The 9,965-nt window shown below is 66.2% G+C and carries 8 protein-coding genes; 2 read left to right on the forward strand and 6 right to left on the reverse strand.

The window, feature by feature from the left end; all coding sequences use genetic code 11:
• Positions 1 to 1,401 (reverse strand): hypothetical protein (locus JSV65_10885; protein UCH33093.1); only part of this gene is annotated, 1,401 nt, incomplete at its 3' end.
• Entirely contained in the window at positions 1,383 to 2,462 is a 1,080-nt protein-coding gene (locus JSV65_10890; protein UCH33094.1) for a hypothetical protein, read from the reverse strand. The genes JSV65_10885 and JSV65_10890, both read right to left, overlap by 19 nt.
• Before the next feature lie 283 nt (positions 2,463 to 2,745).
• Between JSV65_10890 and JSV65_10895 the strand changes: the two genes are divergently transcribed.
• Entirely contained in the window at positions 2,746 to 3,048 is a 303-nt protein-coding gene (locus JSV65_10895; GenBank protein UCH33095.1) for a hypothetical protein, read from the forward strand.
• 204 nt (positions 3,049 to 3,252) lie between these two features.
• Entirely contained in the window at positions 3,253 to 5,901 is a 2,649-nt protein-coding gene (locus JSV65_10900; protein ID UCH33096.1) for a hypothetical protein, read from the forward strand.
• Positions 5,902 to 6,028: 127 nt separating this feature from the next.
• On the opposite strand, the gene JSV65_10905 is transcribed toward JSV65_10900, so the two are convergent.
• The 4 genes from JSV65_10905 to JSV65_10920 form a co-directional block, all read right to left on the reverse strand.
• Entirely contained in the window at positions 6,029 to 6,751 is a 723-nt protein-coding gene (locus tag JSV65_10905) for a hypothetical protein (GenBank protein ID UCH33097.1), read from the reverse strand.
• Positions 6,752 to 6,769: 18 nt separating this feature from the next.
• Positions 6,770 to 7,915: a Nif3-like dinuclear metal center hexameric protein gene (locus JSV65_10910; protein ID UCH33098.1), complete on the reverse strand. Its 1,146-nt coding sequence runs from the start codon at positions 7,913 to 7,915 to the stop codon at positions 6,770 to 6,772.
• Positions 7,916 to 7,918: 3 nt separating this feature from the next.
• Positions 7,919 to 8,908: an ABC transporter permease gene (locus tag JSV65_10915; protein UCH33099.1), complete on the reverse strand. Its 990-nt coding sequence runs from the start codon at positions 8,906 to 8,908 to the stop codon at positions 7,919 to 7,921.
• A 2-nt stretch (positions 8,909 to 8,910) separates the two neighbouring features.
• The coding region (locus JSV65_10920; protein UCH33100.1) for a sugar ABC transporter ATP-binding protein at positions 8,911 to 9,965 on the reverse strand (1,055 nt) is incomplete at its 5' end.

Consider the following 9,965-nt stretch of genomic DNA (forward strand, 5'->3'; position numbering starts at 1 on the left):
CGCGTCGGGATACAATTCCTTTGGGGCTGTGCCGAGCTGGATAAGAGCACGCGCGTGGCGCGGGTCGCGGTAGACGTCGAACGCGCGACGGAAGATGCCTGCGTTCCAGAGCTTCGCCTGCGGATTCGTCGTGCCGTTAATGTCGCCGATGCTTGGGACGTACTCCCCCGCGACGGTGATGTCAAGGTAGTAGTCCACCATCTTCTTGAGTTTGCCGTTGCCGAACGCGAAGAGGTCAATCCCGTGAGGCCGAAGCTTGTCGGCCTGCGAGTAGAAGCTGCGCATCCACATCCCGTTGTAGCCGGGGCTGCTCTCGCAGCCGGCACCGTCGCGCGTGACGCCGTTGGCGAGCATCGTCCCCATTTCGCCGCCGCCCCACATGATCCAGTCCAGAGCTTGCTCCGTCGTTATCCCCTGCGCGGCGTCGTGGTTATCGTGCACGGTGGCGCAGTGAAGCAGTGTCTCCTGGAAGACCATGTTGCCGCGGATGTTGCCGTCAAGGACGGCCTTCTCTCCCTCGTTGACCAGGCGCGCGAGGGCGTAGGCCTGCAAATCGGCGATGCCCCGTTCCCGGAGCCAAGCTGCCAGCGCGGGATCATCGTCGAGCACGAGCGCGGGCCATAGACTGTCCACCGCGGTAGCGAAGGTCTTGGCCGGGCCGTTCTCCCAGACGTAATCGAGAATCTTCCCGCCGTAGCCGGAGGGCCATTGACCATTGTGATAGGCCTGGGTGCGGTAGTCCATGTCGGGATAGACCTGAGCCAGGCGCGCGAGCATGACACAGGCCTTGTGCGCGACCTGCGGATCGCCGGTCAGCAAGTAGAGGTGGGCGAGATTCGAGATGCCGGGAATCACCTCCTGGCGCCACCGCCGCCAGAAGACATAGTGGCCGACGAACCAGAAGCGCTCGCCCTGGTCGTTGAGCCAACCGTAGCCGTCGTCAACGTAGGGCTGCGTGGTGTCGAGCTTTTCCTTGCGACCGGCTCTGTAGTACGCGGCGAAGTCGTTGGTTGGATACGTCTCGCCGCCGATGGGACAGGTGACCTTGAAGGGCAGCGCGGGGTCGAGCTTCCAGGGGTAATGCCCGCCGGCTTTGAAGACCTCTGCGCCGTGAACCGGACAGCCGACGCCGAAGCGAACGTTCAGGGCTCGCGGCAGGTCGGGCGGGGGCACGAACGCCCACAGCTCCTCGTCGCTCATGTTGAGCAGATACGCACACGCAGCGCGCAGGTTCTCTACCGTCCCGGCTGTGGCAGGATCGGCGCGCAGGGCTGCGACTTGTTCGTCGGTGTGCAGCGCGCGCCCGGACTTAGCGAGAGCAGCGGTTGAGAAGAACGGCAAGCCCGCCGACACCGCGAAGATCACGATGCTCGCTTTGGCCATCATCGGCTTCGGCTCCATTCCTCGGATTTCCTGAGCAACTCCCGCGCCTCGGCCTCGCTGCGGCAGCCGCTGACGCTGAGCATAAGGCCCCTTGGGGATAGCTCGCGGAGGATGGTCTCGACGTTGGCGATGTCGTCGTGCAGATGGAGAATCTTGCCCGCGCTCTGGATCTTCTTCAACATCGGCAGCCAGGCAACGGCGGACGGCTGCCCGGCTCCGGGTGTCCACTGGATGCCGTGGAGTTCAGCGATTGCCAGCAGGCGGTCGAGGTGGCGCGCCGCGCCCGGGCCGTCGAGGTGATATGTCACGTAATCGAGCCACGAGCACAGCGCCTCCAACTCGGGCGCGACGAACTCGTCGAAATGCGCGGGCGAGATCATGCAGCAGAAGTCGCACTGAATGTTGTAGGTGCGCCCTGGCGCCCACACGCCGAGCCAGCAGGAGGCCCCGTCGAGGCGCCGGTGGATGATGCGCTCCTGCTCCTCGTACCACCGGAACCACAGAGGAATGAGCTGCCCGCGAACGCGTTTGACTTCGCGCGCCGCGTCCACGAGATCGGTGAGGAGCGCCGGCGTGCCGCGCAGGCTGGCCTCGATGTCTATGACTCCCCCGATGTCGGTGTGGCCGACGAAGAAGTTGCCGTCGCTGGCTTCAACGGCAACTCGCACGAGATTGAGCGTCGCCTGCCACCACTTGTTGTCGGGGTCGAACCGGGGGGCGAGGTCCTTCCAGTGGCGAGCGGTCTGGTTGAACCACACGGTATCCGGCGCGAAGACGGGCTCGACGCCGAGGTAGGCGGCGGCGATGCCGGGGCCGAGATTGGGCCAGAAGATGGGCAGCGACTCGCCGCCGTAGAATGTCCGCCGCATGCCGTAGTCGGCGGCGGTGACTCGATAATCCGCATTCAGCCAGCGGTCCACGGGGTCGCTCGGAGGCTGCGGCTCCGGGCCGGACGCTCCCACGGGGCGATCCCTGGGAGCAGTGACGGCGATCGCGGCGCGGTCGAGGGCGTCGTTGGCCCACCAGGCCTCGAGATGGCGGCGGGCGCTTTCCCAGTCATCGTGGTATGCGAGATCCATGGGTTCCGTCTGCTATGAGGGATTTACTGCGACCAGGATTCGGCGGCGGGAGCGCCCGAACCTCCACGGCGCGCGAACCGCGTCTGGGCGCGGCGGATAGCAGCCGCCGCGCGCCTGGCGTCGTGCGGGCGATATTGACAAAACGGCATGTTGGGTCTAGCATATCCGCAGGTGCTCGGGAACTCCGGGTGCGGGATTGAGGCGCCCCCGGAGCATCGTTGTACTGCATTGCGGCACACCCCGGCAACCGTGGGTGACGAACGCTCCGAGAGGAGTCAGTACGGTGGACGCCCACGACTTTGTCTCGAGGCCGCCGGCGCCATCCAGCCTGGTCTTCGACCATAACCTGGATTCGGGGACTGTGCTGTGGCAGCGCCTGCACAATCGCTGGCGGGACCGACGCGACGTGCGGCTCATCGTCCACCTGAAGCGCGGCGCGACGTACGTCGGAAACCTCGTCTACTTCGACCCGACGATCCTCACCATCTCTGCGCGCGGCCGGCAATACGAATTCTGGATCCGCGACCTCGCGCACGTGCTCGCCGTTCCCGTCGGCACATCGCTGTCCGCTGCGGGCTGGGAGTAGCGGACCGCTGCGTCCCGTGCCCGCCGCCGCATGCGTGCACATGCCCGCCTGTTAGGTCTCCGGCGGAGCGTCAGGCTCGCCGGCCGCTGCGCGCCACGCGCGGCGTTCCACATTTCTGAGTTCAGGAAGGCACCGCCCGCTGCCACGTCGAAGCAAGTTGTGTCGGCGCGGTGCCGCACGTCCGCCGCTCCCAGGAGGTTACCGATGAATCGCCCCGCGTGGCTCGTTGTGCTGCTGATCTGTCTCGTCCTCGCGTCCGTTCCGGCTTCCGCCGGCTTATTGGAATACGTCGCGGCCCCCGACCCCGCGTACGGCTGGTCGTATCTGGGTGATTACCGGTATGACGCCTTTACCGCGACGGTTGTGTATCTCGGCTTGACTTCCCAGGTATGGCACGAGATTCCATGGACGCACATCATGGCGCTGATCGTGCCGGACAATCTGGATTACCCGGATCACGCGCTGCTCTTCATCGGCGGCGGGAGTACGGGGAATTCCCCCGGCGAGGATGAGCTGTACATCGGCGCCCATCTGGCCAACGCGATCGGCGCCCCGGTAGCAGTGCTGCCGGCGGTGCCCAATCAGCCCCTGTTCGGGGGGCTCAACGAGGATGCGCTTATCGCGTACACGTTCCTGCGTTACCTGGACACCGAAGACGACACCTGGCCGCTGCTGCTGCCGATGACGAAGAGCGCGGTCAAGGCCATGGATGCCGTGGCGGAATACGCGTCCCAGGCGTGGGGCCGGGATATTGACAACTGGGTCGTGACGGGCGGGTCGAAGCGAGGTTGGACCACGTGGCTGACAGGCGCGGCCGACCCGGTGCGCGTTAAGGGCATCGCCCCGCTGGTGATTGACACGCTGAACATCCCGGTTCAGCTGCAGCACCAACTGGATACGTGGGGCGACTACAGCGAGATGATCGACGACTATGTGGATACAGGACTGGTCGACACGCTGGGAGACGAGGGGGCGCCGCTGGTCGCCATGGTGGATCCGTATGCCTATCGCGACCGGATCACCATGCCCAAACTCATCGTCAACGGCAGCAACGATCCGTACTGGGTCATAGACGCGCTGAATATCTACTGGGACGACCTGGTCGGGCCGAAGTATGTGCTCTACGACCCTAATTCGGGACATGGACTGGATGACGTGGATCGGGTGCTGAACACCCTGAGCGGTTTCTTCCATCATGTGGCTGGGGGCAAGGCATTCCCCGCGCTGTGGTGGCGGCATGGGGATTTCAAGATGACCTTGCTGCTCGACGTTAAAGCGGAACCCATGCCGGAGGCGGCGCGAATATGGGTGGCTCATTCCGCGGACATGGACTTCCGCGACGAGACCTGGGTGGCGACCCCCATGACCGCGGACAAGCAAGGCTTCTCGGGTGCGGTCGCGAAGTCGACGACGGAGAACATCGCCCTCTTTGGCGAGGCCGATTTCAATATCGCAGGCCGAAGCTTCACCCTGTCGACGCCGGTGCGCGTCGTGCCGGCGGCGACCGGCTTTCCGCCGGGGTGGTCGTCCGGAACCGGCAATGCGACGAAGTCGAATCGCTCTGACAATCGCTTCAGCTCGGCGGCCGGCCGGCTTCGTGCGGGCGCAGCCAAGCTGACGATCACGCCGGACAATTCGAACCCGCAGTACCTCGCGGGCTACGACGACAACCGCTTGATGGAGGGCGTGCACGATGACATCTGGGCGCGCGCGCTCTACCTCACTGACGGCAACGAGGAACTTGTCCTTGTCAGCCTTGACCTGATCGGGCCGATGAGGAGCGACCTGGACGAGATCGTCGCAGCGGTCGCGCCGGAGGTCGGTCCAAACGTCATTATCACCAGCACGCACACGCATTCCGGACCCGACGTCATCGGCCTGTGGGGGCCGTCATGGGACGTGCCCGGCTGGGACGAGGGATACCTCCAGTACGTGAAGGATCGCGTCGCGCAAGTCATCGTCGAGGCGAAGAGGAACCGCCAGCCGGCGCGCGTGCTGTTCGGTTCCGCGATGACCACACCCGAGGACCGCATTGCCTTCAATGCCAATGAGCGCTGGTTTCAGGCGGACGATCCGCCGTGGGCACCCGGGCGCGGGCGCGGGCCGCAGGACTACGAGGTCTCGGTGATGCGGGTGGAGGCGCGCAACGGAAGCACGATCGCGACGACGTTCAACTTCGCGTGCCACCCCGAGGTAGCCGGGGACGCGCCCGACCCGCTGGTCAGGATGTACCTGTCCTCCGATATGGCGCATTATGCCTATGACGAGGTCGAGTCCACAGCCGGCGGGATCGCGATCTGGCTCCAGGGCGCTCTCGGCGCGATGGTGACGTCGGACGAAGAGGAGGAAACGTGGGCGGAGTGCGAGCGCATCGGCCGGGCGCTGGGGCAGCGGGTGCTGGAGGGCGCGGCGGCAGGGGAACTGGAGGCCAATCCGTACATCGCTGCAGCCAGCCGGACGCTTGATGTGCCGCTGTACAATGACACCTTCTACTTCGGGATGCTGTGGGGCATCCTGCGCAACGGGCCTGGGCGGCTCGTGCCCAACGGGAGCAGCCCGTTTGGCGTGGCAATCACCACCAAGGTGAGCGTTGCACAGATAGGCAGTTTGCAGATTGCAACGACGCCCGGGGAGTCGTATCCGAAGATCGGCCTGAACATCAAGCAGAACATTCTGACTGCGCCGCACAAGATGGTGCTGGGGGTGAGCCAGGACGAGCTGGGCTACATCCTCTATCCCTACGATTACGGGACGGCTGAGTACGGCTACGAAACGAGCATGAGCGCGGGGCCGACGATTGGCCTCGATGTCGAGGGTGCGCTCGCCGAGGCCTTGGCGGATTTGCCGCAGTAGGTCGCACGCAAGGACGCTGAGAACGCAACGAGGGGAGGGCTCGAGCCCTCCCCTGTTCTTTTCGCAACCACCGGTGCCGCGCGAGCCGGAGACCGACCGCCGCGCGATGTCCCACTCGATGGCGGGGTCATGTCTCGGGCGCCGGCTCTTCCCAGTAGAGGATGCGACCGCATGACTCGCAGAAGACGGTGCGCTCGCCGCGCTTGAGTTGGCGCATGGTGTCCAGCGAGATGGCGATGCGGCATCCCGGACAGACCTCCGATGTCAGCTTGACGAGGGCCAGGTTGTTGCGCCTAGTGCGCAGTTCGTCGTAGCGCCGCAGGAGATCGGCAGGCACGGCCGCAACCACCGAGGCTCGTCGCGCCTCCAGCCCAGAGATCTCCTCGGCGATGCGCGCGCTCTCGCTGTCGTAGTGCGACTCAACCTGCGCCAGGTCACGCTCCTGCTCGGCGAGCGCGGCCTCCTGCTCGGAGAGGGCGGCGCGCCGCTGTTCCGTCTGCTCCATCAACTCGAGCCCTTTATCTTCCGCCTTGTCGACCTGCCCGCCGAGCATCTCGACCTCGCGCTGCATGTCCTCGAGTTCCTTCGGATTGCGCACGCGGCCGCTGTACATCTTGTCCTCGAAATCCTTCTTCTTGGCCTCGCGCGTCTTGATCTGAAGCTCGGTGTCGCGCAGCTCCGCTTCCATGGCACGCAGTTCCTCGTGCGCGGTTTGCACCTGCGTCCGCACCGCCTCGACCTGCGTCCGCAGTTCCGCGCCGGAGTCAAGGGCTTCCCGCTCGCGCTCCAGTTCGTGAATGCGCGTGTCAATCTGCTGCACTTCGTAGAGCGTCGCCAGATCGTTGGACAAGATATCGCTCCTCGGCCCTTACGCCTTTGGTTTCTCTCGACGGCGCGCGCGGGCGCGCCGCGCGCTGAAGGGATCGGCCTCCGTCCGGCTCGCCACCGCCTCAATGCGCCCGCCGAGGTCATCGGTCAGCCAGCGGCACATCAACCCCACGGCGGGCCGCTCGGTCGCGAAGTGCCCCGCCTCGATGATGCTTAGCCCCTCCGCGCGCGCATGCAGCGCATCGCTGTGGCGTATCTCGCCGAGCAAGAGCACGTCGGCCCCGGCGGCCACGGCATCGCCGACGAGGTGTCCCCCGCTGCCACTTCCCACCGCCACCGCGCGCACCCGACGCCGTCCCTCGCCGCCTACCCTCACCGTCGCAGCCCGCAGCGCCCGTTTGACCCGCGCGGCGAGCCCGCCGAGGGTAATCGCGCGCCGCAGATCGCCCAGCGCACCGCGCGCGGAATTCGGCCACGTGTTCGCGAGCGGGTAGACGTCGCAGGCCGCTTCTTCGTAGGGGTGTGCCTTCTGCATCGCGCGCACCGCTCGACCCAGAGCCGAGCGCGGCACGAGCATCTCCAGCCGAGCCTCGTCGGCATGTTCGAGTTGCCCTACGATCCCGGCATAGGGCACCGCGCCCGGCAGCGGCCGGTACGTCCCCTCCCCCTCCGCCGCGAAGCTGCAGTGGTCGTAGCGGCCAATGCGCCCGCCGCCCGCGCCCGCAATCGCCGCGCGCACCGGCTCGACATGGCTGGCCGGGACGAACACCGTCAGTTTCACAAAGGCCGACGCACCTGCGGGCGACAGCGGTCGGATCTCCGTCAGGCCCACGAGACGCGCCAGTTCGACACACAGCCCCTCAGGCGCGTAGTCGAGGTTAGTGTGCATCGCGCAGATGTTGAGACCGACCCGCGCCGCTCGATAGGCTACGGCTGACCGGGCGTCGTCCGCGCGCACATGCCCCAGAGCTTCGATGAAGGGAGGGTGGTGCGCGGCTACGAGCTGAGCGCGAGCCGCGCGCGCCTCAGCCAGCACCTCTTCAGTTGCGTCCACGCAGACCAGCGCTCGCCGCACGCGTGCCTGTGGATCCCCGACGACGAGCCCGACGTTATCCCACGGTTCCGCCAGCTCGCGCGGCGCGCGCGCGAAGAGCGCCTCGACTACCTCGCCGACTGTTGCCGCCATGGTTCACTTCTTCGTTATCTGGTCTATGAGCACCGCGAGCAGGATCACCCCGCCTTTGACCACGGGCTGCCAGTACGATTCGATATTGAGGAGGTTGAGCCCGTTGTTGAGAACGCCAATGATGAGAGCGCCGACGAGCGTGCCCAGTATCGTGCCCTTGCCGCCGAAAAGGCTCGTGCCGCCGACGACGACGGCGGCGATCGCGTCCAGTTCCTGGCCGATGCCGCTCTTGGGGTCGCCGCTGGCCAGGCGCGCGGCGAGGATCATGCCGGAGAGGCCGGAGAGCAGGCCGGAGATGGTGTACACTGCGAGCTTCACGCGCGACACGTTGATGCCGGACAGCCAGGCTGCCTCCTCATTGCCGCCGACTGCGTAGACATAGCGGCCGAAAGTGGTTCGGGTGAGGACGAGATGTCCGGCGACCACCGCGATGAGCATGAATGCGATCGGCACCGGGATGCCGCCGAGGTCGCCTTCGCCGAGAAACTTGAATGATCCGGGCAGGTTGAAAACCGGCCGGCCGCGGGTGACCAGAAAGGCGAGGCCGCCGTCGCGCCCCGCGATGAACCACATCGCGAGGGTGGCGATGAACGGCGGCAGGTTGAACCGAGTGATGGCGACGCCGTTGACGACCCCGACGACACCGCCGGTCGCGATGCCGGCCGCGATGCCCAGAACGAGCGCCCATCCCGGCGCAAGTGCGGGATTGACGAGCACGAGGCAGCCGACGACGCCCGACAGGGCAATGATGCCGCCGACGGAAAGGTCAATCCCCGCGGTGAGGATGACGAACGTCATGCCGACGGCGACGATAGTGCGAAAGGAACTCTGGCGAACGATGTTGACCAGGTTGCTCGTCTTGAAGAAGTTGGGGGCAGCGAGGGCGAGGGCGAGGCAGATGCCGATGAAGACGAAGTAGATCAGGTAATCGCGCAGGCGTCCCAGCACGGGCAGCCGCTCCGCCGGCGTCGGAGGACTTGCCGGGGCGCCCATGTTCAGTCGCCCCCGGTCGCGTAGAACATGATGCGCTCCTGGGTTGCCTCGGCGCGCGGGATCTCCGCCGCCATCCGACCCTCGTGCATAACGAGGATGCGATCGGCCATGCCGATGGCCTCGGGCAGTTCCGACGTGATCATGAGCATGCCGACCCCGCTCGCGGCAAGCGACCCCATGAGCTGGTAAATCTCCGCCTTGGCGCCGACGTCGATACCGCGCGTCGGCTCGTCGAACAGCAGCACCCGGCTTTCCGTCAGCAGCCACTTAGCGAGCACGACCTTCTGCTGGTTGCCGCCACTCAGGTTGCGCGCGAGCTGCTCTGTGCTCGGCGTGCGGATGCGCAGGTTGTCGACGAAGCTGCGGGCGGCGGCGCGTTCCTGGCCGCGGCGCACGAAGCCGTAGTAGGAGAGCAGGTCGAGGTGGGCGAGCGTTACGTTCTCGCGCACCGTGAGCCCGAGAACCAGTCCCTGCTCCTTGCGATCCTCGGTGACGAAGCCGATGCCGTGGCGGATCGCCTGGCGCGGGTTGCGAATCCGCACCTCCTTGCCGTCCACGCAGACGCGACCTGCCGACTTCGGCTCGGCGCCGAAGATCAGCCGGGCGACTTCGGTGCGCCCCGCGCCGACCAGCCCCGTGAGACACACGATCTCCCCCGCCCGCACGACGAAGCTGACATCATGCACGATGCCCCCGCTGAGACCCTCGACGCGCAGGATCTCCTGTCCGATCTCCACTTCGCGCTTGGGGATCTGCGCGGTGAGCTGGCGCCCGACCATCATGCGGATGATGTCGTCCTTGGTCACGTCGCTCACGAGGTGAGTGCCGACGAGCTCGCCGTCGCGGAGCACCGTCACGCGGTCGGCGATCTCGAAGATCTCCTCCAGCCGGTGGGAGATGTAGATGATGCTCACGCCGTCCGCGCGCCGCGCGCGGATCAACTCGAAGAGGCGCACGAGTTCGTGCTCGGTCAGGGTCGCGGAGGGCTCGTCCATGACGATGAGCTTGGCGCGCGCCGAGATGGCTTTCGCGATCTCCACCATCTGCTGCTGCGCCA

This window comes from Armatimonadota bacterium (assembly GCA_020354555.1).
Taxonomy (GTDB): domain Bacteria; phylum Armatimonadota; class Hebobacteria.

Excerpts from the sequence above, each read along its gene's own strand:
- JSV65_10890 (UCH33094.1), bottom strand. The coding sequence starts at position 2,462 with ATGGATCTCGCATACCACGATGACTGGGAAAGCGCCCGCCGCCATCTC.
- JSV65_10900 (UCH33096.1), top strand. The coding sequence starts at position 3,253 with ATGAATCGCCCCGCGTGGCTCGTTGTGCTGCTGATCTGTCTCGTCCTC.
- JSV65_10910 (UCH33098.1), bottom strand. The coding sequence starts at position 7,915 with ATGGCGGCAACAGTCGGCGAGGTAGTCGAGGCGCTCTTCGCGCGCGCG.
- JSV65_10915 (UCH33099.1), bottom strand. The coding sequence starts at position 8,908 with ATGGGCGCCCCGGCAAGTCCTCCGACGCCGGCGGAGCGGCTGCCCGTG.